General features: G+C 73.4%; 20 protein-coding genes and 1 pseudogene. 15 read left to right on the top strand and 6 right to left on the bottom strand.

All coding sequences use genetic code 11. The features are described from left to right. The first annotated feature begins 488 nt into the window (after window positions 1-488). Window positions 489-827, top strand: a complete 339-nt coding sequence (locus MDN94_RS31655) for a MerR family transcriptional regulator (RefSeq protein WP_482729282.1) — start codon at window positions 489-491, stop codon at window positions 825-827. Between the two features lie 935 nt (window positions 828-1,762). Here MDN94_RS31655 and MDN94_RS31650 read toward each other — a convergent pair. The 3 genes and pseudogenes from MDN94_RS31650 to MDN94_RS31640 all read right to left on the bottom strand — a co-directional run bounded on the left by MDN94_RS31650 (window position 1,763) and on the right by MDN94_RS31640 (window position 2,989). Further along, complete coding sequence (locus MDN94_RS31650) at window positions 1,763-2,359, bottom strand: hypothetical protein (RefSeq protein ID WP_482728177.1); 597 nt, start codon at window positions 2,357-2,359, stop codon at window positions 1,763-1,765. Between the two features lie 25 nt (window positions 2,360-2,384). Then, window positions 2,385-2,617 (bottom strand): annotated as a pseudogene (locus tag MDN94_RS31645) (ATP-binding protein); the annotation flags it as partial. 54 nt (window positions 2,618-2,671) lie between these two features. Beyond that, a complete protein-coding gene (locus MDN94_RS31640) occupies window positions 2,672-2,989 on the bottom strand; it encodes an acyl-CoA dehydrogenase (RefSeq protein ID WP_482729281.1) in 318 nt (105 codons plus the stop codon). Window positions 2,990-3,005: 16 nt separating this feature from the next. On the opposite strand from MDN94_RS31640, the gene MDN94_RS31635 reads away from it, so the two are divergent. Next, on the top strand, window positions 3,006-3,632 hold the full coding sequence (locus MDN94_RS31635) for a hypothetical protein (protein WP_482729280.1): 627 nt from the start codon (window positions 3,006-3,008) through the stop codon (window positions 3,630-3,632). A gap of 33 nt (window positions 3,633-3,665) precedes the next feature. Here the strand turns inward: MDN94_RS31635 and MDN94_RS31630 are convergent, their stop codons facing one another. Then, on the bottom strand, window positions 3,666-5,054 hold the full coding sequence (locus tag MDN94_RS31630; RefSeq protein ID WP_482729279.1) for an acyl-CoA dehydrogenase family protein: 1,389 nt from the start codon (window positions 5,052-5,054) through the stop codon (window positions 3,666-3,668). A 366-nt stretch (window positions 5,055-5,420) separates the two neighbouring features. Here MDN94_RS31630 and MDN94_RS31625 point away from each other — a divergent pair, with 366 nt between their 5' ends. The 11 genes from MDN94_RS31625 to MDN94_RS31575 all read left to right on the top strand — a co-directional run bounded on the left by MDN94_RS31625 (window position 5,421) and on the right by MDN94_RS31575 (window position 19,770). Further along, the gene (locus MDN94_RS31625) at window positions 5,421-6,107 is read left to right on the top strand and encodes a ScbR family autoregulator-binding transcription factor (protein WP_482729826.1); all 687 of its coding nucleotides are present in this window, start codon (window positions 5,421-5,423) and stop codon (window positions 6,105-6,107) included. Between the two features lie 1,251 nt (window positions 6,108-7,358). Next, window positions 7,359-8,708, top strand: coding sequence for a cytochrome P450 family protein (locus tag MDN94_RS31620; RefSeq protein WP_482729278.1), 1,350 nt, complete (start codon window positions 7,359-7,361; stop codon window positions 8,706-8,708). Between the two features lie 637 nt (window positions 8,709-9,345). Beyond that, complete coding sequence (locus tag MDN94_RS31615) at window positions 9,346-10,002, top strand: ScbR family autoregulator-binding transcription factor (RefSeq protein ID WP_482729277.1); 657 nt, start codon at window positions 9,346-9,348, stop codon at window positions 10,000-10,002. Between the two features lie 691 nt (window positions 10,003-10,693). Next, the gene (locus tag MDN94_RS31610; protein ID WP_482729276.1) at window positions 10,694-10,876 is read left to right on the top strand and encodes a DUF5302 domain-containing protein; all 183 of its coding nucleotides are present in this window, start codon (window positions 10,694-10,696) and stop codon (window positions 10,874-10,876) included. Between the two features lie 612 nt (window positions 10,877-11,488). Then, the gene (locus MDN94_RS31605; protein ID WP_482729275.1) at window positions 11,489-11,692 is read left to right on the top strand and encodes an acyl-CoA carboxylase subunit epsilon; all 204 of its coding nucleotides are present in this window, start codon (window positions 11,489-11,491) and stop codon (window positions 11,690-11,692) included. 145 nt (window positions 11,693-11,837) lie between these two features. Continuing rightward, window positions 11,838-13,421 carry an acyl-CoA carboxylase subunit beta gene (locus MDN94_RS31600; RefSeq protein ID WP_482729274.1) on the top strand — a complete coding sequence of 528 codons (1,584 nt, stop codon included), beginning with the start codon at window positions 11,838-11,840 and terminating at the stop codon, window positions 13,419-13,421. A gap of 531 nt (window positions 13,422-13,952) precedes the next feature. Next, window positions 13,953-15,218, top strand: a complete 1,266-nt coding sequence (locus MDN94_RS31595; RefSeq protein ID WP_482729273.1) for a beta-ketoacyl-[acyl-carrier-protein] synthase family protein — start codon at window positions 13,953-13,955, stop codon at window positions 15,216-15,218. Beyond that, the gene (locus MDN94_RS31590; RefSeq protein ID WP_482729272.1) at window positions 15,215-16,555 is read left to right on the top strand and encodes a ketosynthase chain-length factor; all 1,341 of its coding nucleotides are present in this window, start codon (window positions 15,215-15,217) and stop codon (window positions 16,553-16,555) included. Before MDN94_RS31595 ends, MDN94_RS31590 begins: the two co-directional genes overlap by 4 nt. A 31-nt stretch (window positions 16,556-16,586) precedes the next feature. Continuing rightward, entirely contained in the window at window positions 16,587-16,850 is a 264-nt protein-coding gene (locus tag MDN94_RS31585) for an acyl carrier protein (protein ID WP_441267327.1), read from the top strand. Then, complete coding sequence (locus tag MDN94_RS31580) at window positions 16,847-18,142, top strand: FAD-dependent monooxygenase (RefSeq protein ID WP_482729271.1); 1,296 nt, start codon at window positions 16,847-16,849, stop codon at window positions 18,140-18,142. Before MDN94_RS31585 ends, MDN94_RS31580 begins: the two co-directional genes overlap by 4 nt. Beyond that, window positions 18,139-19,770: an FAD-binding oxidoreductase gene (locus MDN94_RS31575; protein ID WP_482729270.1), complete on the top strand. Its 1,632-nt coding sequence runs from the start codon at window positions 18,139-18,141 to the stop codon at window positions 19,768-19,770. The genes MDN94_RS31580 and MDN94_RS31575 overlap by 4 nt, the downstream gene beginning before the upstream one ends. A 280-nt stretch (window positions 19,771-20,050) precedes the next feature. Here the strand turns inward: MDN94_RS31575 and MDN94_RS31570 are convergent, their stop codons facing one another. After that, a complete protein-coding gene (locus tag MDN94_RS31570) occupies window positions 20,051-20,323 on the bottom strand; it encodes a DUF6059 family protein (protein ID WP_482729269.1) in 273 nt (90 codons plus the stop codon). Between the two features lie 159 nt (window positions 20,324-20,482). Between MDN94_RS31570 and MDN94_RS31565 the strand changes: the two genes are divergently transcribed. Next, window positions 20,483-21,427 (top strand): MBL fold metallo-hydrolase, encoded by a 945-nt coding sequence (locus MDN94_RS31565; protein ID WP_482729268.1) that lies wholly within the window; start codon window positions 20,483-20,485, stop codon window positions 21,425-21,427. Between the two features lie 90 nt (window positions 21,428-21,517). Here MDN94_RS31565 and MDN94_RS31560 read toward each other — a convergent pair whose 3' ends face one another. Further along, on the bottom strand, window positions 21,518-21,967 hold the full coding sequence (locus tag MDN94_RS31560) for a nuclear transport factor 2 family protein (protein ID WP_482729267.1): 450 nt from the start codon (window positions 21,965-21,967) through the stop codon (window positions 21,518-21,520). 307 nt (window positions 21,968-22,274) lie between these two features. On the opposite strand from MDN94_RS31560, the gene MDN94_RS31555 reads away from it, so the two are divergent. Then, the gene (locus MDN94_RS31555) at window positions 22,275-23,270 is read left to right on the top strand and encodes an acyltransferase domain-containing protein (RefSeq protein ID WP_482729266.1); all 996 of its coding nucleotides are present in this window, start codon (window positions 22,275-22,277) and stop codon (window positions 23,268-23,270) included. Window positions 23,271-23,325: the final 55 nt, after the last annotated feature.

Genomic DNA, 23,325 nt, shown 5'->3' with positions numbered 1-23,325 from the left:
CCGCACAATGCAGTTCGCGGTACCCAGCAGTGAAGTCGGTCAGCAGCACCTCGGTGAAGGCGTCGGCTGCGGACGCGCGCACCGGGAAGTTCGGCAGTGGGGTTCTGAGCCAGAGCAGACGCAGGACGGGCGACGGGGCTGGCTGCCGAAGTGGCGCTGTCACAGGCCGCTGAGCAGTTCGCATCATCAGCAGTACGCAGTACCCCGTTCGGTAAGCAGTTGATCGCCGAGGGAAGAACGGAGGAGGCAGGCGCCATCAGGATCGCCCGGGCGGAAGTCTTGAGCCCCGGGTACCGCAGGACATCGATAGTGAGGTGGTCTCCGGTCACGCATCCGCGATCCCCGCATCCCCGACAGCATTTCGGTCGGGTCGGCGGAAACAGAGGGCCGGCGCAGTACCAGGGTCGGCAGATGGTGTAGCAGTTCCTTCGGGGCCCTGGTGCCGTACGGCACCAGGGCCCCTCCAGCGTGTTACGCAGAGAGGTGCGATGACAGCAGACGACTCGTTCGGCCGTCTCGATGACGACGACTACCCCGCCTACACGATGGGCCGGGCCGCCGAAATGCTCGGCACCACACCGAACTTCCTCCGCGCGATCGGCGAAGCCCGCCTGATCACACCGCTGCGTTCCGCGGGCGGACACCGCCGCTACTCCCGCTACCAGCTGCGCATCGCGGCCCGTGCCCGGGAACTCGTCGACCAGGGCACCCCCATCGAGGCCGCCTGCCGCATCATCATCCTCGAGGACCAGCTCGAGGAAGCCCAGCGCATAAACGCCGAATACCGCCGCACTACCGATTCGGCGAACCCTACGGCCGCGGCCTGAGACAGTGTGCCCGCCGGACACCGGCGGGCACCGCGCACGCGTGTCAGACGGACGGCGCCATGGGCTGAGTCACCAGTCGACGTGCCCGCTGGTCTCTTTGGCGGCCCCACTTCGTCAACCGTGGGCGGCAGGTCGGGACACGCCGACCGGAAGATACCTCGCGCAGGCCCTCACCGATTTCGAAAGCTGGCGCTCGGCAGGCGATCGGACCCGACTCCGCGCCGGCACTCCGACCTCACCGGCACCACCCTTAAGGACCTGATCTGCCAAACGCCTGCCGGGCCTTGCTCGGGGACCTTCGTCGCGCGCGGAGCCGCCGTCTCTGCTGCTGGTGGGTGTCGGGACGACAAAGCCTCCGGGACGCGGCGGGTTTGTCGTTCTGAAACGATCAGTCAGGTGACCGGGTCGCGATCTGCCGTGGCCGATCCGGGCCGGGGAGGTTTCCTGGCGCGGGTGGCCCCGTGGCCTCTTGATGGATGCTGCTTTGCGCGGCCGAAGGCCAGGAACCGGTGTGCGATATCAGCGGGTTGGGTAGGGTGTGCGGTCGTGACGTTGTATGAGCGCTGGTCCTGGTCGCCTCGTTCGGTGCCCTTCTGGTGAGCGTTGTCGCTTTCGGGGCGGTGCTGTGGCAACTCGTGATGTTGTCGCGCGCCACGAGGCATTCCCGTTCGACCACAGCCTCTTCGGGATCGAGGTTTCCGAAGGAGAGCGACTCGAATGTTCGTCCCGGCCCGGTCCGGAGGGCTGGACCCGCCGACGTGTCGTCCGGCGCCACGGAGAACTTCACGATGATGCTCGCCCGGGCATCATGCGCGACAGCCCACAACCATGATCGGCCGGACAAGTCCTTACTGATCGTTGTCGGCGTACTTCTATGAGTGCTCCACCAAGTGCAGAGGTATGTGCACCAGTAAGGGCCCTGCGATCAGTCGACGTCATCCCGCGGGCATGGCGGTGGCAGGGCGGTGAACCTCCAGGATGACTGCGGTGCCGGCCACGGATCGGTCCTCGTGCATGGTGATCAGCTGGCCGGGCTGAACGTGCTTCCACTGCGAGGGGGTGAGGGGCACGAGGCGAACCGTGGCTCGCCCGCCGGGCTCCAGAGAAGGCATGTCCTCGACCCAGAGCCGGGCGATGTTGACCGCCCGTTCACCAGCGGGTGAGAGGTGTCCGATGTCCCACATGGGCCGCAGAACACCGTGGCCAGCGATTGGCGTCGTGCGTCGCGCCTCGGTGGCAGGGCGGAGCGTCAGGTCCGCCCGGATCACGCCGTTGCGGATCTCGGAGCACCGCCAGTGGCACCAGGCCGAGCTCCGCTCAAGGCGGAGCTGTTCAGCCGCGTCGGCGAGTTTTTCCCAGAATGCGAGAGGAAGCGGATGGCCGTCCCCGAGCTCCTCCAGCAGGCCCAGGGCGATCTCCCACTCGTCGTGGACGAGGTAGTCCCAGATGTCTCGCACCGTGATGTCGTTCTCGGTGGCGGTCTCTTCCGGAACCAGCAGGGAAGCCGATTCGAGCAGCTCAGGGACGTCCATGCGCTCATTGTCGACCACGTCGTTGTCAGGCTGCGTTGTCCTGGTCTGGCTCGATAGCAGCGAGCCGGTTCTTGAGCCGTAGCTGGGGCCGTTGATGGAGATCACGTCGCAGGGGTGCAGGAGGCGGTCGAGGATGGCGGTGGCCAGGACCTCGTCACCGAACACCTGTCCCCATTCGCTGAAGGTCTTGTTCGAGGTCGGGATGATTGAGCCCCTTTCGTAGCGCTTTGAGATCACCTGGAAGACCAGGTCAGCAGACACTCGACGGATCCTGCCGACACCATGCCCAACTGCCATACGCCACAACGAACTTCATTGTGTGTCGACGTTTAGTGGGTGGGGGGGTGGGGTGGGGGTGTGTTGGTGGGGGTGGTTGAGGGCGTGGGTGAGGGTGGTGAGGTGGGGGTGGAGGGTGTGGTGGAGGTGGTTGATGGTGGTGTGGATTTGGTTGTGGTGGTGGGGGGTGAGGTGGTGGTGGGTGATGAGGTCGGCGGTGTGGGGGGTGAGTTGGTTGAGGAGGTAGAGGTTGGTGAGGTTTTTGAGGTGGGTGTGGGTGGTGGGGTGGGTGGTGTGGTTGAGGGTGGTGAGGAGGGCGTTGGTGGTGTGGAGGGTGGTGTGGAGGTGGGTCATGGTGAGGGCGGGTTGGGTGGCGTTGTTCCAGCGGGTGTGGGGGGTGTGGGGGGTGGTGGGGGGTGTGGAGGGCTTGTTTGGTGCGGGTGTGCCAGATGTGTTGGGCGTGTTGGAGGAGGTTTTTGAGGTGGGGGAGGTTGGTGAGGGGGGGTTGGGGGGGTGTGGGGGTGGTGGGGGGGGGGGTGGGGGGTTGAGGAGGAGGTGGGTGGCGGCTTTGAGGGGTGATGAGGAGGTTGTCGCCTTCGGCGGTGATGGTGCCTTCGAGGTGGTGTTGGGTGTAGTGGGCGAGGGGGTTGTGGGGGTGGAGGGGGCCCAGGCGCCGCAGCGTTCGCAGGTGGTGGTGATGGTGGTGGCGTGGTGGGTGGTGAAGGCTTTGGTGAGGGCGGTGAGGTGGTGGGTCTGGTCTTTGGTGGGGGGGTGGGTCGGTGGGGTAGCAGGGGTGGGGGGGGGGGGGGGGGTGGGGGGTGCCGTTGTGGTGGTGGTGGGTGTGGTGGTTGAGGGTGTGGCGGTGGAGGAGGGTGAGGGCGTAGGTGGTGGCGAGGTGGTCGATGAGGGGGGGGTGGTGGGCGCGGTGGGTGGTGAGGGGGGGGGGTGTTGTGGTGGGTGGTGTGGCGGTGGTTGGCGTAGTGGACGGCGATGGTGAGGGCGGCGCGGGCGGTGCCGGTGGCGGCGGCGCTCATGCAGAGTTTGCCGAGGTGACGCGGGTGGTGGGGGGGTGGTGGGGGGTGGGGGGGGGGGGGGCGGGGGGGGGGTGGGGGGGTGTGGGGGGGGGGGGGGGGGGGGGGGGGGGTCGGCGGTGGGTGTGGGTGGTGATGGGTTGGTCGCCGGGGTGGGGGAGGTGGCGGGGTGGCAGGGGGGTGATGTGGATGCCGGGGTGGGGGCCGTTTTCGTCGTGGAGGGGGGTGAGGAAGAGGTGGATGCCGCGGTCGGTGCCGTCGTGGGTGATGAGGCGGGCGGCGACGAGGGCGGTTTTGGGGCCTCCGGTGGTGGTGGTGTTGGGCATGAATTTGGCGGCGCCGGGGGTGGGGGTGTGGAGGGTGAACTCGCCGGTGTCGGGGTGGTGGTGGGCGGTGGTTTTGAGGTGGGCGGCGTCGTTGCCGTGGGCGAGTTCGGTGACGAGGAAGGTGCCGGTGCGTTGCAGGGTGGTGTAGGGGGTGAGGTCGCGGTGTTCGGGGTGGTCGTGGTCGAGGAGGGTGCCGAGGAAGAGGTTGTAGTGGATGCCGGCGAGGGTGCCCAGGGCGCTGTCGGCGATGCCGGTCCATTCGTGGAGGGCGGCCAGGCGGCGGGGGTCGCGGGCGAGGGCGAGGGGGTCGCCGGCGGCGGTGGCGTTGAGCAGGTGCAGGCGTTGGTAGGAGCGGGCGGTGCGCTGGGTGGGGGTGAGGTCGTCCTCGTGGGTGAGGAAGGCGTCGTGGGTGATGAGGGTGCGCCAGGGGGTGTGGATGGTGTCCTGTTCGTCGCCGTCGAAGAGCAGGTGGCGCAGTTCGCGGGTGACGGCGTCGGTGGTGGCCTGGTCGGTGTCGTCGCCGCCGGTGGGCCGGTGGGCGGGGCGGCGGGCGGCGGTGGGCGGCGGCGGGGGGAAGCGGGTGGTGGGGGCGGGAGCGGTGACGGGCGAGGCCGCGCCGGGTCTGCCTGCCGTCCCCGTCCCTATCCCCGCGCCTGTCCCCGTCCCGGTCCCGGTCCCTGCCGCAGCACCGGCCCCTGACCCTGTCCCCGTCCCGGTCCCTGTCCCCGTCCCGGTCCCTGTCCCGGTCCCTGTTCCGGGCGCCGTGTCCGACCCTGCTGCGCCGCCCGCGCCCGTGGTGATCGTTGCCGCGGCCGTGGTGAGGGTGGCCGCGGTCGTGGTGAGGGTGCCCGGGGCTGTTGCGGTGGCCGTGGTGAGGGTGGCCGTGCCCGTGATGATGCCCGCAACCGTGCCTGTGCCTGTGGCCGTGCCGGCGCCGGTGGCTGCCTGGGGGGTGGTGTGGGTGGGGGTGCCGGCCGGGGTGGCGTCCGGGGTGGCGGGGGGTGGGGTGGTGTTCTGCCCGGTGGCCGGGGTGGGTGGGGTGGGCTGGGTCAGCAGGGTCATGGCCTCTCCCGCGGGATAGGGGTCGTCCGGTGGTATGGGAAGCGCAGGGCCCCAAAGATACGTACCCACCGGTTTTGTTTTCAAGGCGTTGCGCGGGTTTCGCAGTGACGTGCGTCACAGTCGGAGGCTGCGGGGACGGCATATGCCGGGTTCCGTTGCTGGTCGGACGCGATCATTCCGCTTGAAAGGGACCTTTGGGTCGGCCAAGCAAAACCGGCATGGTGGTTTGGTTACCTGTTGTTTACGGGTCGGGGTGCGGTGACGGGGCCGGAGTGTGCTCGCAGGCTGTCCGCAGGCCGCTGGGCTGCTAAGATACGAACCCGCCGGTTTCTTTTCGTGGGTGCGGGGATGTCGGAGGTGGTGGTGATGGCGCGGCAGGAGCGGGCCGTGAGGACGCGGCGGGCGATTTTGGTGGCGGCGGCCGAGGTGTTCGACGAGGTCGGTTACGAGGCGGCGACCATTTCCGAGATCCTCAAGCGGTCGGGTCTGACGAAGGGGGCGCTGTATTTTCATTTCGCCTCCAAGGAGGAGCTGGCGCAGGGGGTGCTGGCGGAGCAGGTGCATGCGCTGCCGGATCTGCCGGAGGGCGAGCTGATGCTGCAGACGGCGGTGGACCGGGCGTTGCTGCTGGCGCATCTGCTGCGCCGGGACACCGGGGACCCGATCGTGCGGGGCAGTGTGCGGCTGACGGTGGAGCAGGGTGCGCTGCGTGACGGGCTGGACCGGCGGGTGCCGATGCAGGCGTGGACGGAGCAGACGCAGGTGCTGTTCGAGCAGGCGCAGGCGGCGGGGGAGATCCTGCCGCACGTGGATCTGGTGGGGGCGTCCAAGACGTTCGTGGGCGCGTTCACCGGGGTGCAGGTGCTGTCGAACATCATGACCGGCCGGCAGGACATGACCGAGCGGGTCGCGGATCTGTACCGGTTCCTGATGACGGCGATCGCCGTGCCCGGGGTGCTGGTACGCCTGGACTTCTCTCCCGGCCGCGGGCTGCGCGCCTACGAGGAGGCCCTCCGCCGCCGCGACGCCGCGCCGGAGCCCGCCGCCCACTGACCCGCTGTCTGCCCCCTTCTCGGCCGTGCGCCACCGCACCGCCACGGGCCGCTGCCCGGGCCCGTGCCCGGCCCACGCCCCGACGCGTGCCACCCGGTCCCGGCCGGGCGGGCCGGGGCACTCGCCAACCACCCACCCCTCGGCCCGAAGTTCACCGCCGCACCGCCGCACCGCCGTGCCGCCCTCCCGTTCACCGCCGTGCCGCTGCACCGCCCTCCCGTTCACCGTGGCGCTGTTGCCCCGCCCTCCCGTTCGCCGTGGCGCTGTTGCTCTCCCGTTCGCTGTGGCGCTGTCGTGCCTGCCGCGGTCGTGCTCCGTGGGGTCCGCGGGCGATCGCAGCCTCGTGCCGTGCTCGGGCCACCTGCTCCGACCGGGGGTCCGTGGCGCTGTTCAAGGGCCGGCTCCCGGCCGGTGGTTCGCCGTCGCCGTGGCGCACCGGTTGTGGCACTGGATGCGGGGCTGGTTTGCCGTAGCCGTCCCCTCCTTGCCGTGGAAGCAGTGGTTGAAGCCGGTCTCGTAGGGCAGGGCCGCGGGGGTGTAGGCCGCGGTCGTGCCTGCCGTCGGGGGCCGCGGGGGTGTAGGCCGCGTCGTGCCCTGTGGGGTCCGCGGGCGATCGCAGCCTCGTGCCGTGCTCGGGCCACCTGCTCCGGCCGGCGTGCGGGCGCTGTCCAACGGTGGCTTTCGGCCGGTGGTTCGCCGTGGTGTCCGCCCCGTAGCCGTGCCCGCTGCTGCGGCCCCGGGGCCGCAGCGGGCACGGCCCTGGCCCGGGGGTGGGGCCTCCTCCGGTCACCTTTCGGTCCGTAGTCCGTCTGCCGGCAAGGCCGCCGCCCGCCGCGTTGCCCTCGAGCCCGTCACCCCGGTCGCCGTCCCCGCGATCCCGAGAGCGAGTCGAGGGTGGCCGTCACGACCCGCGGGTGCGACATGGACATGTCCCCCGCCCGAGCCGCGGCGGGATGTCGGGCCGTCGTGCCGTCCTTGGCCGACCGTGGCCCGTCGCCGGTCCCGCGTCCGGGCCGCCGGCGCCCTGTCCGGTGCGTGCCCACCGGTCCGTGGCCCGGGGGGCCGTGCTGCACGTCCGGTCGCCGGGCGGCGGTCGGGGGCTGGTTGTGCCGGCCGGCCCTGGTTCGTGTGGTCGGTGCCCTCGGGGCCCGGGGGCGGGTCGAGGGGGTGCGGGGGTGCGGGGTTGGGCAGGGTGGCGGTGCGCGCCGTGGGCGCGGCCCGAAGAAGCCTGGACGGAAAGGGGAGTCGGACATGGACGTGGGTGTGGATGCGGGTGTGGAGACGGGTGTGGATGCGGGGGCGGGTGCGGACGGGACGGGGTGCCCGTATGTGCTGGATGTGACGGGGCGTGATCTGGCGGGGGAGGCGGCGTTGCTGCGGGAGCGGGGGCCGGCGGCGCGGGTGGTGCTGCCGGGCGGGGTCCGGGCGTGGGCGGTGACCGGACACGAGCCGCTCAAGCGGCTGCTGACGGACAGACGGGTCTCCAAGGACGCCGGCCGGCACTGGCCGGCGTTCGTCGAGGGGCGGATCACGCCGCAGTGGCCGCTGTATCACTGGGTGTCCGCGCCCACGATGCTGTTCGCCTACGGGGAGGAACACACCCGGCTGCGGCGGCTGGTGGCGGGGGCGTTCACCGCGCGCCGCAGCCGTGAGCTGGCGCCGCGGATCGAGCGGATCACGGCCGCCCTGCTGGACGCGATGACCCCCGACGCCGACGCCGACGCCGACGCCGGCGCGGGCCCGGACGCCGGCGCGGGCGGCGGGGCGGGGGAGGGGGTGGTGGATCTGCGGACGGCGTTCGCGAAGCTGCTGCCGATGCGGGTGATCTGTGAACTGTTCGGCGTCGAGGGGCCCGACCGGCAGGCCCTGTGCGCGGCGATCGACACCACCTTGGGCACCTCGGTCCCGGCCGACGAGATGGCCAGGGCCCAGGACAGGGTGACCGAGCTGCTGGCCCGTCTGGTCGCCGCCCGGCGCGCCGAGCCCGGCCCGGACCTGACCTCCGCCCTGATCGCCGCCCGCGACGGCGGTGAACGGCTGAGCGAACAAGAACTCATCTCGACCCTGAACCTGATGATCGGCGCCGGGCAGGAGACCACCAGCAACCTGATCAGCAACGCGGTCGCCGCCCTGCTCTCCCTGCCCGGCCAGCTGGAGCACCTGCGCACCGGCCGCGCCGACTGGTCCGACGTGATCGCCGAGACCCTGCGCACCCACAACCCCGCCGCCTACATCCCCCTGCGGTTCGCCGTCGAGGACATCGACCTGGACGGCGTCCTGATCCGCAAGGGCGACGTGATCATCGTGTCCTTCGCCGCCGCGGGCCTCGACCCCGCCCGGCACGGCAAGGACGCCGACACCTTCGACCTGCTGCGCCCGCACGGCGAGAGCGTCGCCTTCGGCCACGGCGTCCACTACTGCCTGGGCGCCCCGCTCGCCCGGCTGGAGGCCACCATCGCCCTGTCCGCGCTCTTCACCCGCTTCCCCCGCATACGCCTGGCCCGCCCCGTTGCCGAACTGCAACCCCTGGAGTCGTTCATCATCAGCGGCTACCGCACCCTGCCCGTCCACCTCGGACCCCCCACCCCGCCCACCCCCTGACCCGACCCCTCCGCCCAGCCACCCACCACCGGCCCCGCACACCCCGCTGCGCGCCGCCCGACCGCCGCACACCCCGCCCGGCCCCGCCCGCCGGCCGCCGGCACGGGGGGCACCCCCACCGCGCCGGTGACCGGCCGGCCCCCGCGCACCACCGCGCCCGGACCGGCCGGTCCCGGTGCACGCTGCTCCTGACCCCCGGCCCGGCGTCCCCGGCCTGTCGGTCGCCGCCCGCCCGGGGCTGGGCCGCAGCCCCGGGCGGCACCCCTGAGAGCAACATCCCCGCGGGGGCGGCGGGTGTCCGGGGCCGTTCCGCGTATCGCGAGGGGACCTCCCGGCCGGCCCCGGGCCAGGGCAAGTGCTGCGGAGCAGGCCGGGGCCGGGGGCGCCGAGGCGCAGGCGGGAGCCGGCCGGGGGTGGCCGGGGTCGGGGCCGGGCCTCGGGCCCCCGGGGAGCGGAATCCCCTCACCCTACTTACAAACCGCGTAAGCGGTTTGTTAATCTTGGGTGTCGTCCCGCGGCCGGTGGGGAGCGGGGCATGGCGTGTGCCGCCCGGTGCCCGGGTCGTCCGTCGTGCGGGGTGGGCGCAGGGGCGGGGCGTGTGTGCGGTCCGCCGTCCGTCGGTGAGGGGATCGCTGCGATGGTCAAGCAGGAGCGTGCGGTCCGCACGCGGCAGGCGCTGGTGCGGGCCGCGGCGGAGGTGTTCGCGCGGGAGGGGTTCGCGCCCGCCTCGCTGGCCCTGATCAGTGCCCGGGCCGGGGTCAGCAACGGGGCGCTGCACTTCCACTTCGAGAACAAGAACGCGCTGGCGCGGGCGGTGGAGCAGGAGGCGGCCGAGCGGCTGGGGCGGATCACCTCGCCCCGCCCGGCGCCGCCGGGCGGGGCGCTGCAGGCGCTGGTGGACGCCACCCACGCGCTGATGGGCGCGCTCGCCGACGACGTGGTGGTGCGGGCCGGGTTCGACCTGAGCGCGGACGTCTCCCGGGCCGGCGGCCCGGACCTGCGCGGGGTGTGGCGGGCCTGGGTCGAGCGGATGCTGCACGACGCCGAGCGGGAGGGCCACCTGGCCGAGGGCCTGTCCTCGCACGGCGCCGCCCCCGCCGTCGTCGCGGCCACCGTCGGCTTCGAGGTGCTCGGCGCCGCCGACCGCGAATGGCTGTCCGCGCCCAGGATCACCGGCTTCTGGGAACTCATGCTGCCCCGCCTCGCCCCCGGCCGGCCCATCGTCCCCGGCCGGCCCACCGTCCCGGGCCGGCCCGTCGTCCCCGCCGTCCCGCAGGACACCACCGCCCCGTAGCAGACCGCTCTTGCTGGTGCCCCGCGTCCAGTCGGGTGCCACCCGCGCCCGGCCGCCCGTACTGCCCCGCTTTCCCCGTCTCCCGCCCGACGGTTCAGGCCGGTGCGGCACCCCGCCCGCCACAGAAACGGCACCAACGGTCTCGTATGGGCAAACCGTCCGCCCTGTTTTGTACTCGTGGAGTGTCCGGCTGCTCCGCTGCGGGCCGTGGCTGCAACGGCCGGTGGGCCGCGGTGAAGGCGTGCGCGATTTCGCACCCACGAACCCGGCAGGCAGACCATCCCCGACGGCCGCCCCCCACCCCCCGCCCGTCGGCGCCCCTCCTGGCCCCGGCTCCGCATCCCGGCCGCAGCCCCACCCCGCCGCCCGCCTCCGTCCCGGTGCGCATCCCGCCCCGGAACGAAGGCGGGCCGACCGCGTCTGCCCACCACCCACCACCGCGCTACCGCTGCCGGGGCGGGCACGCCCGCCGCCCGCGAGGCGCTGCGCCCGGCGGGAAAGGGGCCGGGAACGGCTCCGGCGGGGCCGGGCGGGCCAGGGGCTTCGCGGCGGCATTGCGAGCGAACGTCGACCGGTTCTCGAGCGGGGCGCGGTGGGCTGGGCGCACCGGCCGCCCGGCCGGGCGGGGGTCCCTCTCCCCGCCGCCGGGACGGGCCGCCCGCGCCGCCGCCGACCAGCCCAGGAGGCATCCATGACCGATACCCCCGAGCGCAACGAGGCCGCCCAGGAGGCAAAACGCCGGTTCCGGCAGGCGCTGGAACGCAAGGAGCACAACTCCCTCGCCGAGGCGGCCCAGGAAGAAGGCCGCGTCAAGGCCCGCCACACTGCCGGCCCCGCAGGCCGCCGCACCTTCCACCGCCGCAGGACCGGCTGACGCCACCCGGCTCACCGCACGTTCCCGGCCCCGCCGCGCGGGCCCGGCCAACGGGACCGGCGCCAACGGTGCCGCCGGCCCCTTTCCCGCCCCGACCGCACCCACCGGCCGGCAACCCCCAGCCCCCCCCCCCCCTGCCCCCGCCGATCCGGGCCCGACCTCACCCGGCGGGCCCGACCCCCCCGCCCGATCCAGGCCCGACCCCGGGCCCGACCCCCCGGCCGGGTCCGGCCGGAGACCGGACCCCGACCGCACCCACCGGCCGGACCGACCACCTCCCGACCCCACCCGCACCCACCCTGCCCACCGGTCCACCCAGACCCGATCCGGGCCCCACCAAGGCCCGGCGCGGGCCCCGGCCCGGGCCCTACCAAGGCCCAACGCGGGCCGGTCCGGGCCCTGTCCGGGCCCCGGGTCTGAGCCCCGGTCCCACCGGGGCTTGGACCGGACCCTGCTACCCCGCCCGGACCCTCGGGCCCGGGGACCCGCCGGACCGCCGGGACCGCCGGGACCCGCCGGACCTCGGGGGCCCGGGGGGCCTCGGGGCCTCGGGGTCCGGACGGGGTCCGGGCCGTCACCGCAGCCGTACCGCCGAAGGAATAGGGGAACGACATGACACCGGCCGACGACACCGCGGCCCTCCTGCGCATCGAGCGCGGAGTGGCCAGCGCCGAAGAACTCGCCGCCGTCACCGCGACGCTGTTCTCCCTGCTCGCCTCCCGCCGCCCTGCGCGGGAACCGGACACGACACACACCCGCGCGTACTGGCGCCGGCAGCCCGCCGGCGCCTTCCGCGCACCGCACAGCTGGCGATGACCACCCGCCCGCACACAGGTTCACGGGCGAGGACCGGCCATCGCCACCCCCGCCCCCGGCGGCACACCCCACCAACGGTGCGCCGCCGGACGGGGGCGGCCGGCCGCCCCCCCGGTCGAAGAGAAAGGGACGAGGAGTCGTGGTGATGCCGAAGGACATCCCCGCCGACGCGGGGCCCACCGACGCACGTGGCCGGGTGGCCGAGCTCCACGCGCTGCGTGAGCAGGCGCTTGGGGGGCCGAGTGGGAAGGCGACCGAGGCGCAGCATGCGAAGGGCAAGCTGACGGCCCGTGAGCGGATCGCTCTGCTGTTGGACGAGGGCTCGTTCCGTGAGGTGGAGCAGCTGCGCCGGCACCGTGCGTCGGGTTTCGGGCTGGAGGCGAAGAAGCCGTACACCGATGGTGTGATCACCGGTTGGGGCACGGTCGAGGGCCGGACGGTGTTCGTCTACGCGCATGATTTCCGGATCTTCGGCGGGGCGCTGGGTGAGGCGCATGCCACGAAGATCCACAAGATCATGGACATGGCGATCGCGGCGGGTGCGCCGCTGGTGTCGTTGAACGACGGTGCGGGGGCCCGGATCCAGGAGGGCGTGTCGGCGCTTGCCGGTTACGGCGGGATCTTCCAGCGCAACACCCGTGCCTCGGGGGTGATCCCGCAGATCTCGGTGATGCTGGGCCCGTGCGCGGGCGGCGCGGCCTACAGTCCCGCGCTGACCGATTTCGTGTTCATGGTGCGTGAGACGTCGCAGATGTTCATCACCGGGCCGGACGTGGTCAAGGCGGTCACGGGTGAGGAGATCACCCAGAACGGTCTGGGCGGCGCGGACGTGCACGCCGAGACCTCGGGTGTGGCGCACTTCGCCTACGACGACGAGGAGACGTGCATCGCGGAGGTCCGCTACCTGCTGTCGATGCTGCCGTCGAACAACCGGGAGAACCCGCCCGCCGCCGCCGGCGGCGACCCGGCCGACCGCCGCTCGGAGGTCCTGCTGGATCTGGTGCCGGCGGACGGCAACCGCCCCTACGACATGCACCAGGTGATCGAGGAACTCGTCGACGACGGCGACTTCCTCGAGGTCCACGAGCGCTGGGCCCGCAACATCATCTGCGCGCTGGCCCGGCTGGACGGGCAGGTGGTCGGCATCGTGGCGAACCAGCCGCAGTCGCTGGCCGGGGTGCTGGACATCGAGGCGTCCGAGAAGGCCGCCCGCTTCGTGCAGATGTGCGACGCGTTCAACATCCCCATCATCACGCTGCTGGACGTGCCCGGCTTCCTGCCCGGTGTGGACCAGGAGCACGGCGGCATCATCCGCCACGGCGCGAAACTCCTCTACGCCTACTGCAACGCCACCGTCCCCCGCATCTCCCTGATCCTCAGGAAGGCGTACGGCGGTGCGTACATCGTGATGGACTCGCAGTCCATCGGCGCGGACCTCACCTACGCCTGGCCCACCAACGAGATCGCGGTGATGGGCGCGGAGGGCGCGGCGAATGTGATCTTCCGTCGGCAGATCGCCGATGCCGAGGACCCCGAGGCGATGCGGACGCGCATGGTCAAGGAGTACAAGGCCGAGCTGATGCACCCCTACTACGCGGCCGAACGCGGCCTGGTCGACGACGTCATCGACCCGGCGGAGACCCGCGAGATCCTCATCCGGTCCCTCGCCATGCTCCGCACCAAGCACGCCGACCTGCCCTCCCGCAAGCACGGCAACCCCCCGCAGTAACCCTCCCCTCGACGGACCGCCGGCCACCACCCGCCGCCGGTCGTCACCGCCACCCCCGGGCCACCGCTGCCACCACGGCTGCTGGTGGCCCAAGGCGTGTGCCGGGGCATGGGGCGTGCCCGGACCAGCCGGCGGTACGCCACAACGCGCCCCCGGCGGCGGAAGCCCCCGGGTACGCCGGCCGGCACCCCGCGGCAGCCCGCCGCCCCCCCTTTGCGCTCGGTACCGCCACTCCCGTACACGAGGCCGCCTCGACACACCCGCTCGCCGCGCAAACCCGACCGGAACGGGGGTGGCCGGGCGGTGGGCCGCGCGGTCAGAAAGGGGAGTGGCCGGTTCGAGTCGTTCTCCAGGCCTGTCCGCGAGGCTCGGTGCCCATGAACGGTTTTGTGCACACGGCAGCCGAAACGCAGCCCGGGCCGGCCCGGGCTGCGGCGGCCGCCGCCACGGAGCGGGGGTGTGGCGGGTGTGTCTGCCGTGCCGTGCGGTGTACCGAGCCCCTATCTGGAGGACAACTGTGAGGGACTACCGATGAGACGGGTCGTCATCACCGGCATAGGCGTCGTCGCTCCCGGCGGTGTGGGCACCCGGAATTTTTGGGACACGCTCACCGCGGGCCGTACCGCCACCGGGCACATCACCCTGTTCGACGCGTCCGCCTACCGCTCCCGGATCGCGGCCGAGGCCGATTTCGACCCCGCCGCGCACGGTTTCAGCCCCGCCGAGGCCGCCCGCCTGGACCGGGCCGCCCAGTTCGCGCTGGTCAGCGCCCGGGAAGCGCTCGCCGACAGCGGGCTGACGGGCGCGCTGGACGCGGTGCGCACCGGTGTCACCCTGGGCAGCGCGGTGGGCTGCACGACCTCCCTCGACGAGGAGTACGCCGTCGTCAGCGAGCACGGCTCCGCCTGGGAGGTGGACCACACCCGGGCCGTGGCCCATCTGTTCGACTACTTCGTGCCCAGCTCGATGGCGGCCGAGGTGGCCCGTGCCAGCGGCGCGCAGGGCCCGGTGTCGCTGGTGTCGACCGGCTGCACCTCGGGTCTGGACTCGATCGGCCACGCCGTCGACCTCATCCGTGAAGGCAGCGCCGACGTCATGGTCGCCGGCGCGACCGAGGCGCCCATCTCGCCGATCACGGTGGCCTGTTTCGACGCCATCAAGGCCACCAGCCCCCGCAACGACGACCCGGCCACCGCGTCCCGGCCGTTCGACCGCACCCGTAACGGATTCGTCCTGGGCGAGGGCGCCGCGGTGCTGATCCTGGAGGAGTTCGAACACGCCCGCCGCCGCGGCGCGCACGTGTACGCGGAGATCGCCGGGTTCGCCGGCCGCAGCAACGCCTACCACATGACCGGTCTGAAAGCGGACGGCACGGAGATGGCCGAGGCGATCACCGCGGCCCTGGACGAGGCACGGCTGGATCCCACCGCCGTCGACTACATCAACGCCCACGGCTCGGGCACCAAGCAGAACGACCGGCACGAAACCGCCGCGTTCAAACGCAGCCTCGGCCCCCACGCCCGCAGCGTCCCGGTCAGCTCCATCAAGTCGATGATCGGGCACTCCCTGGGCGCCATCGGCTCGCTGGAGGTCGCCGCCAGCGCCCTGGCCATCGAACACAACACCGTGCCGCCGACGGCGAACCTGCACGAGGCGGACCCGGCCTGCGACCTCGACTACACCCCGCTCACCGCCCGCGAACAGCGCACCGACACCGTCCTGAGCGTCGGCAGCGGGTTCGGCGGCTTCCAGAGCGCCATCGTCCTGACCCGGCCGCGCCTTCAGGAGGCAGCATGACCACGGCACTGGCCCCCCACCCCGCCCCCGCCGGCGAGACGACCCCCACCCCCACCCCGGCGCCCGGGGCGACGCACACCGGTGCGCACCCCGTCCGCCGGCCCGCCGCCGCGACCGTCACCGGTATCGGCGTCATGGCACCCAACGGGCTGGGCACCGAGGCCTGGTGGGCGGCCGTCCTCGCCGGCACCAGCGGCATCGGCCCCCTCACCCGCTTCGACGCCGCCCGCTACCCGGTCAAGATCGCCGGCGAGGTCGACGGCTTCGTCGACACCGACCACCTGCCCAGCCGGCTGCTGCCGCAGACCGACCGGGTCACCCGCCTGTCCCTGGCCGCCGCCCGCCAGGCCCTCGACGACAGCGGCTGCGACCCGGCCGCCCTGCCCGCCCACCAAGCCGGCGTCGTCACCGCCAGCTCCGCCGGCGGCTTCGAATTCGGCCAGCGCGAACTGCAGGCCCTGTGGAGCAAAGGCGGCCAGCACGTCAGCGCCTACCAGTCCTTCGCCTGGTTCTACGCCGTCAACACCGGCCAGATCTCCATCCGGCACGGCCTGCGCGGCTCCAGCGGCGTCGTCGTCACCGAACAGGCCGGCGGCCTCGACGCCCTCGCCCACGCCCGCCGCCAGATCCGCAAGGGCAGCCACATCATGATCACCGGCGGGGTCGACTCCGCCCTGTGCCCGTGGGGATGGGCCGCCCACCTCGCCGGCGGCCACCTGAGCCGCGTCAGCGACCCCACCCGCGCCTACCTGCCCTTCGACACCGCCGCCTCCGGCCACGTCGTCGGCGAAGGCGGCGCCCTGTTCGTCCTCGAGGCCGCCCCCGCCGCCCGCGCCCGCGGCGCCCGCTCCTACGGCACCTTCACCGGCTACGCGGCCACCTTCGACGCCCCCGCCACCGTGGACACCCCCCTCACCGCGGACGGATGCCGCCTGGCCGACGCCGCCCGCCTGGCCCTGGCCGACGCCGGCCTGAACACCGGCGACATCGACGTCGTCTTCGCCGACGCCGCCGGCACCCGCGGCGCCGACGCCGCCGAAGCCGCCGCCCTGACCGCCCTGTTCGGCCCGCACGGCGTACCGGTCACCGCCCCCAAGACGATGACCGGCCGCCTGCTGGCCGGCGGCGCCGCCCTCGACGTCGCCGCCGCCCTGCTCAGCCTGCGCGACCAGGTCGTCCCCCCCACCGTCCACACCCGCGACCTGGCCGACGACTGCCCCGTCGACCTGGTCACCACCGCCCGCCCCGCCCGGCTGCGCCACGCGCTGGTCCTGGCCCGCGGCCGGGGCGGATTCAACTCCGCCGCCGTCCTCAGCCACGGCCCCGGACCGCACTGACCCCCCCCGCAGAAGACGAAGGAGACGCGTCATGAAGCACCTGGAACTGGACGACCTGAAGACCCTGCTGCGCGAGTGCGCCGGCGTCGACGAAGGCGTCGACCTCGACGGCGACGTCCTGGACGTCCCCTTCCTCGCCCTCGGCTACGACTCACTGGCCCTGCTGCAGACCACCGGCCGCATCGAACGCGACTGGGACATCACCCTCGACGAGGAAGGACTCGACGAGGCGGAGACCCCCCGCGACTACCTCGCCCTCGTCAACCGGGCCCTGTCCGCGCGGACCGCGGTGTGAGAACGGCCGGGCCGGACAGGGCCACCGGGCACACCCCCGAGCCCGCCGACGTCCTCGTCGTCGGCGCCGGCCCGGCCGGGCTCGCCCTGAGCCTGATGCTGCTGCGCTCCGGGACACAGGTCACCTGCGCCGAGAAGTCGACCACCTACCGGCGCGACTTCCACGGCGAGATCCTGCAGCCCGGCGGCCAGCGCATCCTCGACCAACTCGGCGTGCTGGACGCCGCGACACGGCGCGGCGCCCGCACCCTCGACGGCTTCCAGGTCCTCGAACGCGGCCGCGTCCTGCTCGACATCGACTACCGGCGCCTCGACGCCCCCCACAACCGCCTCCTGGCCCTGCCCCAGCGCCACCTCCTCGAAGAACTCCTCGCCGCCTGCCACCGGCTGCCCGGCTTCACCCACCTGCCCGGCCACCGCATCAGCGCCCTGCGCGGCGACCGCGGCCGCTGCACCGGCGCGGTGTTCACCGGCCCCGCCGGAACGCGCACCACCGTGCCCGCCCGGGTGGTCGTCGCCGCCGACGGACGCTTCTCCAAAACCCGCACCCTCGCCGGCATCGACGCCGGCCGCAGCGAGGCGTTCGACCAGGACATCGTCTGGTTCACCCTGCCCGCACCCGGCCGCGCCACCGGACGCGTCCGCATCCACCGCGCCGCAGGCACCGCCGTACTGGTCCACGACACCCACCCCGACCGGCTCCGCGTCGGCTGGGCCCTGCCGCACGGCAGCTGGCAGACGGCCACCGCCCGCGGCATCGCCCCCATCAGGGACGAACTGGCCGCCGCCGTACCCGAACTGGCCGACCTGATCCACGAACACCTCACCGGCCTGTCCGACCTGGCCCTGCTCGACGTGTTCGCCGCCCACGCCGAGGAATGGGTACGCGACGGCCTCGTCCTGACCGGCGACGCCGCCCACACCCACGGCCCGCTCGGCGCCCAGGGCATCAACCTCGCCCTGCAGGACGCCGCCACCTTGCACCCCGTCCTCCTCGACGCCCTCGCCGCCGGCGCCTGCACCCGCGAACGGCTCGCCCCCTTCCCACGGCTGCGGGCACCCGCCGCCGCCCACGTCACCCGCGTCCAACGCCTGCAGGCCAAAGCCTTCCTCGGCAACGCCAAACCCGCCACCACCTACCTGCGCTCCCGCGCCGCCGCCCTGCTCACCCGCACCCCCCTGGGCGCGCACCTCACCTCCCGCATCGCCTTCGGCCCCGCACCCGTCCAGGTACGGACCGACCTGTTCACCGCCGCCCCCTGGCCCACCCAGAAAGGTGCACGCGCAACATGACTGCTCCGAGCCGTCGGCGTTTCGTCGCCCAGGCGTTCACGGCGGGCGCCGCCGCCTCCCTCACCACCGCCGGCCTCGCACCCGCCGCCCGCGCCGCCACCACCTCGACCCCCGCCCCCGCCCCCGCGGTCCAGGTCACCCCCGACGACCCCCGCTACGCGGCCCTGTCGGTACGCGGCAGCAACAAACGCTTCACCGCCCACCCGGACGCCTTCTGCCTGCCCACCACCACCGCCGACGTCGTCCACGCCGTCACCGACGCCGTCAGGCGCCGCCGGCGCATCGCCGTACGCAGCGGCGGCCACTGCTACGAGAACGTCGTCGGCGACCCGGCCGTCCAGATCGTCATCGACCTCGCCGCCATGAACGCCGTCACCTACGACCCGAGCAGACGCGCCTACATGGTCGAAGCCGGCGCCCAGCTCATCGACGTGTACAAAAGCCTCTACTACGGCTGGGGCGTCACCCTGCCCGGCGGCGCCAGCGCCACCGTCGGCTTCGGCGGCCACATCACCGGCGGCGGATACGGCGCCCTCAGCCGCGCCCACGGCCTCGCCTCCGACCACCTGTACGCGCTCGAGGTCGTCGTCGTCGACGCCTACGGCCGCGCCCGCGCCGTCGTCGCCACCCGCGACAGCGACGACCCGCACCGCGACCTGTGGTGGGCCCACACCGGAGGCGGCGGCGGCAACTTCGGCATCGTCACCCGCTACTGGTTCCGCTCCCCGAACGCCCACGGCGACGACCCCGCCCACCTGCTGCCCCGACCGCCCGCCACCATCCTCTCCAACGCGGTGATCTACCCCCGCGACGGCATGGACCAGGCCGCCTTCGGCCGCCTCCTGCACAACCACGGCCGCTGGCACGAGGACCACAGCGACCCCGCCTCCCCGTACACCGGCCTCTACAGCGGACTGGTGCTCCCCGGCCGGCTGAAGGACAACGACCCCGGCCAGAGCGCCATCGCCTTCACCCACCTCGACGGCACCCTCCCCGACGCCCGCGAACTGCTGGACCGCTACGTGGGCGCGCTGACCGACGGCGTCGGCGTCACCCCCTACATCACCGACACCGCGAGCGAGCCCTGGCTGACCGCGACCGTCGCGCTCGCCGAGTCGCAGGACACCGACAAGGGCCGCCACAAGATCAAGTCGGCCTATCTGCGCCGCGCCCTCACCCGCGCCCAGACCGACGCCCTCTTCACCCACCTGAACGCGACCGACCACCGCAACGACAGCGCCTCCGTCTCCCTCCAGTCCTACGGCGGCCGCACCAACGCCCTGCCCCCCGGCGCCACCGCCGGCGCACACCGCGACTCCGTCCTCAACGTGATCTTCATGAACACCTGGCAGGACCCCGAGGCCGACACCGTCAACATCGACTGGCTGCGCCGCACCTACCGGGACGTGTTCGCCACCACCGGAGGAGTGCCCGTCCCCGGCCGCGGCAGCGACGGCGCCTACATCAACTACCCGGACATCGACCTCGCCGACCCCCGCTGGAACACCTCCGGCGTGCCCTGGCACCACCTCTACTACAAGGACAACTACCCCCGCCTGCAACGCATCAAGGCGAAGTGGGACCCGCGCGGCGTCTTCCGCCACACCCTGTCCGTCCGACCCGCCTGAAACCCCACCGGCCGCCGGGCCCCACACCCGGCGGCCCCGCCCGCACGCGGACCGCCCGCACGCGGACCGTCCGCACCGGCGGCCGACCGACCCACCCCCGCACCGGGCGGCCCGCACCGATCGACGCCGACACCGGACCACCGCCCGCACCGGCCCGCCGACACCGGACCGCTGTTCGCACCGGCGGCCGACCGACGCCACGCCCCCGCCGGGGCGGCCCGCGCCGGCCCGGACCCGCCGCCCCCGCCGGGCGGCCCTTGTCGCAGCGCGCCCACGGTTCTCAGCGCGTCCGGCCCAACTCCCGCAGCAGCGCCCGCTCCAGCGGGCTCAGCGGCATGTCCGGACGCAGCCGCTCCGGGTGGCCCGGCGCGGGCCCGCGCAGCGAAGTGGGACGCTGGGCCGCGGCCCGCGCGCACTCGCCCGCCGCATAGACGGACCCGTAGGCCACCAGGCCCCGCCACACCACCCGCAGGCCCCGCCGTACCGCGTGCCGGGCGGCCGCGCCGCGGCCGCGCCCGGCACCGTCACCCGCACGCGGGAACTCGTCGCTCATCGGGGGTCCTTCCGCTCGGGTGTGCCGGGCCGGCAGCCGTCCCCGTCACGCTCCGACGCGCCTCTCGGGGCGGGCCGGAAAACCCCTGGAGAGTCGACCGGGCCACAAGGAGCCCCCACCAGACTCGGCCCGTCCACGACATCTGCCCGAGGAGAGGCCGTGCCCTCCAGCACCACAGTCCGCAACCAGGCCCCCGCGCCCGCCGGCCGGGCGACGGAGGTGGCGCCAGGCGTCCACGCCTACCTCCAGCCGCCCGGCGGCTGGTGCCTGAACAACGCCGGCATCCTCGTCTCCGGCGGCGAGAGCGCCCTCATCGACACCGTCGCGACCGAGTCCCGCGCCCGGCACCTGCGCACCGCCGCGCTCGCCCTGAACGCGGCCGCCCCGCGCGCGGTCGTCAACACCCACTTCCACGGCGACCACGCCTTCGGCAACCACCTGTTCCCCGAGGCGCTCGTCATCGGCCACGAACGCACCCGCACCGAGATGATCGCCGCCGGGCTGCACCTGACCGGCCTGTGGCCCGACGTCGACTGGGGCACCATCGAACTCACCCCGCCCCAGCTCACGTTCACCGACCGGCTGACCCTCCACGTCGGGGAGATCCGCGTCGAACTGGAGCACATCGGCCCCGCGCACACCTCCAACGACACCGTCGTGTGGCTGCCCGAGCACCGGGTGCTGTTCACCGGCGACCTGGTGATGAACGGTGTGACACCGTTCTGCCTGATGGGCACGATCAACGGATCACTGACGGCCCTCGAGCGGCTGCGGGCCTTCGGCGCCACCACGATCGTCCCCGGCCACGGCCCCCTGTGCGGGCCCGAGGTCCTCGACCGGGTCGAAGGCTATCTGCGTCTGGTCCAGCAGCTCGCCGCCCGGGGCCACCGGGCCGGCCTGACCCCGGCCGAGACCGCCCGCGGCGCCGCTCTCGGCCCCTACGCGAAGCTCCTGGACAGCGAACGGCTCGTGCCCAACCTGCACCGCGCCTTCGCCGAACTCGACGGCGCCGGCGACAGCGACCCGCTGCCCATGCCCGTCAGGCAGACGGCACTCGCCGAGATGATCGACCACCACGGCACGCTGCCCTGCTGCCTGGCCTGACGACACGACCGCCCGCACGACACGACCGCGCGCACGAAGGAGAGGCGGCCCGCCGGAGCGGGCCGCCTCTCCTTCGTGCCGGACCGCGTGTCAGAGCATGTGGTCCGGGCTGACCTTGCGGAACTTCGTGCGCAGCTCACCGTCCTCGTGGACCAGGACGTCGGTGACGAAACAACTCGGACCGACCACCGGCTCCCGCACACCCGGACGGGTCTGCACCACCAGCGCGTAGTACTCGGTGCGCAGCGTGCCGTCGTCCTGCCCGAAGACCTGCAGCATGTTGAACCAGTGGCGGCGCTGCACCGGGTCGGCCGCGTGCGTGGTCCTCTGGTACTCGCCGATCGCCGCGGCGATCGCCTCCCGGCCCACCAGCGGGTCGCCACCGGGACGGTGGTCGAAGACGCCGTCGGCCGTGAACGAGCCGGCGAACTCCTCGGCCCGCATGTTGTCCAGGTGGCGCACCTGGCCGGCGTAGAACTGCTGCACCTGTGCGTAGATCTCGCTCTGCGACACGACGGCCGCCATGGCTGTGCTGGTCACGTGATTCCTCCGGGGGATGCTCCGGCCTTCGGGCCGGGAGAACAAGGGGGCGAGTTTCCTGCGGTGCAGGGCGGAAAGCGGCGGATCGCCGCCCGGGTGATGCGTCCTCCCGCCGCCGCAAGCGCCGCCCGGGCGGGCGACTGCCGCGGCCCGCCGAGCCTCGCCGCGCCAGGTGGACCCGCCCTCGAGCCGCACTGGGCCCGGCCCGGCCGCCGGGTGTGCGTGGAGCGTTCCTCGAGCGAACCTCCATACGGGCACGGCAGATTGACCGGCACCGACACCGGTGTCGGACGAAGGAGGCCCGCCCATGGACAAAACGTTCCGGGACGTGGTGCTGCTGCTGCCCGGCCAGGGCGCGCAGTACCCGCGCATGGGCGCCGGACTCTACGGCAGCGACCCCGTCTTCACCGACGCCGCCGACCGGTGCCTGGCCCTGTTCGGCAACGGCGACGAACTGCGCGCCGACTGGCTCGGCGACCACCCGGCCATCGGCATCGACGACGTACGCCGGTCCCAGCCGCTGCTGTTCACCGTGGACTACGCGCTCGGCCGCATGGTCATGTCCTGGGGTGTGCGCCCCGCGGCCCTGCTCGGCCACAGCGTCGGCGAACTGGCCGCCGCCGTCCTGGCCGGCGTGTTCACCCTCAAGGACGCGGTGGCCGTCATGCGCGACCGGGTCACCCGAATCGCCCCCACCCCGCCCGGCGGGCTGCTGACCGTCGCCGGCACCCCCGAGGACGTACGCCCCTTCCTCGCCCGCCACCCCCACATCGCCGTCGGCGCGCTCAACGCCCCCCGCCAGACCGTCCTCGCCGGCCTCACCGGCCCGCTGGACGCCATCGCGGCCGACCTGCGCCACGCCGGGATCACCACCCTGCAGGTGGCCGCCCACCACCCCTTCCACAGCCCCGTCCTGGCCCCGCTGTTCCAGGACCTTGCCCTGTACCGGCGGATCACCGCCCGCCCGCCCCGCGTCCCCTTGTGGTCGGCCTTCACCCGCACCCGGCTGGAGGCGGACACCGTGGCGGACGCGGCCTTGTGGGCGAGCCACCCCGCCGCCCCGGTCCACTTCTGGCCCACCCTCGACAAACTCCTGTTCACCGGCCGCCACCTGCTGCTGGAGACCGGGCCCGGCCGGAGCCTGACCACCATCGCCCGCCGCCATCCGGCCGTGCGCCTCGCCCACCACACCACGCTCGCGCTCCTGCCCGTCCGCAGCCGCACCCCGGACGGCGACCGGCAGCAGACGGCCCGGGCCCACGAACAGCTCCGGGCCGCCACCACGGCCCCCCAGTGGGCCTGAGCCCCGCCGAAGAAAGGGGGGGGCGGGGCGGACGGAAGGCCGGCTGCCGACAGCG

The sequence above is a fragment of the Streptomyces sp. WAC00040 genome (assembly GCF_056835925.1).
This window is presented reverse-complemented; position numbering and strand designations above follow the sequence as displayed.

What these genes read in the sequence shown, in the direction of transcription:
- MDN94_RS31655 (WP_482729282.1), top strand. Translation starts at nt 489, where the DNA reads ATGACAGCAGACGACTCGTTCGGCCGTCTCGATGACGACGACTACCCC.
- MDN94_RS31650 (WP_482728177.1), bottom strand. Translation starts at nt 2,359, where the DNA reads ATGGACGTCCCTGAGCTGCTCGAATCGGCTTCCCTGCTGGTTCCGGAA.
- MDN94_RS31640 (WP_482729281.1), bottom strand. Translation starts at nt 2,989, where the DNA reads ATGACCCACCTCCACACCACCCTCCACACCACCAACGCCCTCCTCACC.
- MDN94_RS31630 (WP_482729279.1), bottom strand. Translation starts at nt 5,054, where the DNA reads ATGACCCTGCTGACCCAGCCCACCCCACCCACCCCGGCCACCGGGCAG.
- MDN94_RS31625 (WP_482729826.1), top strand. Translation starts at nt 5,421, where the DNA reads ATGGCGCGGCAGGAGCGGGCCGTGAGGACGCGGCGGGCGATTTTGGTG.
- MDN94_RS31620 (WP_482729278.1), top strand. Translation starts at nt 7,359, where the DNA reads ATGGACGTGGGTGTGGATGCGGGTGTGGAGACGGGTGTGGATGCGGGG.
- MDN94_RS31615 (WP_482729277.1), top strand. Translation starts at nt 9,346, where the DNA reads ATGGTCAAGCAGGAGCGTGCGGTCCGCACGCGGCAGGCGCTGGTGCGG.
- MDN94_RS31610 (WP_482729276.1), top strand. Translation starts at nt 10,694, where the DNA reads ATGACCGATACCCCCGAGCGCAACGAGGCCGCCCAGGAGGCAAAACGC.
- MDN94_RS31605 (WP_482729275.1), top strand. Translation starts at nt 11,489, where the DNA reads ATGACACCGGCCGACGACACCGCGGCCCTCCTGCGCATCGAGCGCGGA.
- MDN94_RS31600 (WP_482729274.1), top strand. Translation starts at nt 11,838, where the DNA reads ATGCCGAAGGACATCCCCGCCGACGCGGGGCCCACCGACGCACGTGGC.
- MDN94_RS31595 (WP_482729273.1), top strand. Translation starts at nt 13,953, where the DNA reads ATGAGACGGGTCGTCATCACCGGCATAGGCGTCGTCGCTCCCGGCGGT.
- MDN94_RS31590 (WP_482729272.1), top strand. Translation starts at nt 15,215, where the DNA reads ATGACCACGGCACTGGCCCCCCACCCCGCCCCCGCCGGCGAGACGACC.
- MDN94_RS31585 (WP_441267327.1), top strand. Translation starts at nt 16,587, where the DNA reads ATGAAGCACCTGGAACTGGACGACCTGAAGACCCTGCTGCGCGAGTGC.
- MDN94_RS31575 (WP_482729270.1), top strand. Translation starts at nt 18,139, where the DNA reads ATGACTGCTCCGAGCCGTCGGCGTTTCGTCGCCCAGGCGTTCACGGCG.
- MDN94_RS31570 (WP_482729269.1), bottom strand. Translation starts at nt 20,323, where the DNA reads ATGAGCGACGAGTTCCCGCGTGCGGGTGACGGTGCCGGGCGCGGCCGC.
- MDN94_RS31555 (WP_482729266.1), top strand. Translation starts at nt 22,275, where the DNA reads ATGGACAAAACGTTCCGGGACGTGGTGCTGCTGCTGCCCGGCCAGGGC.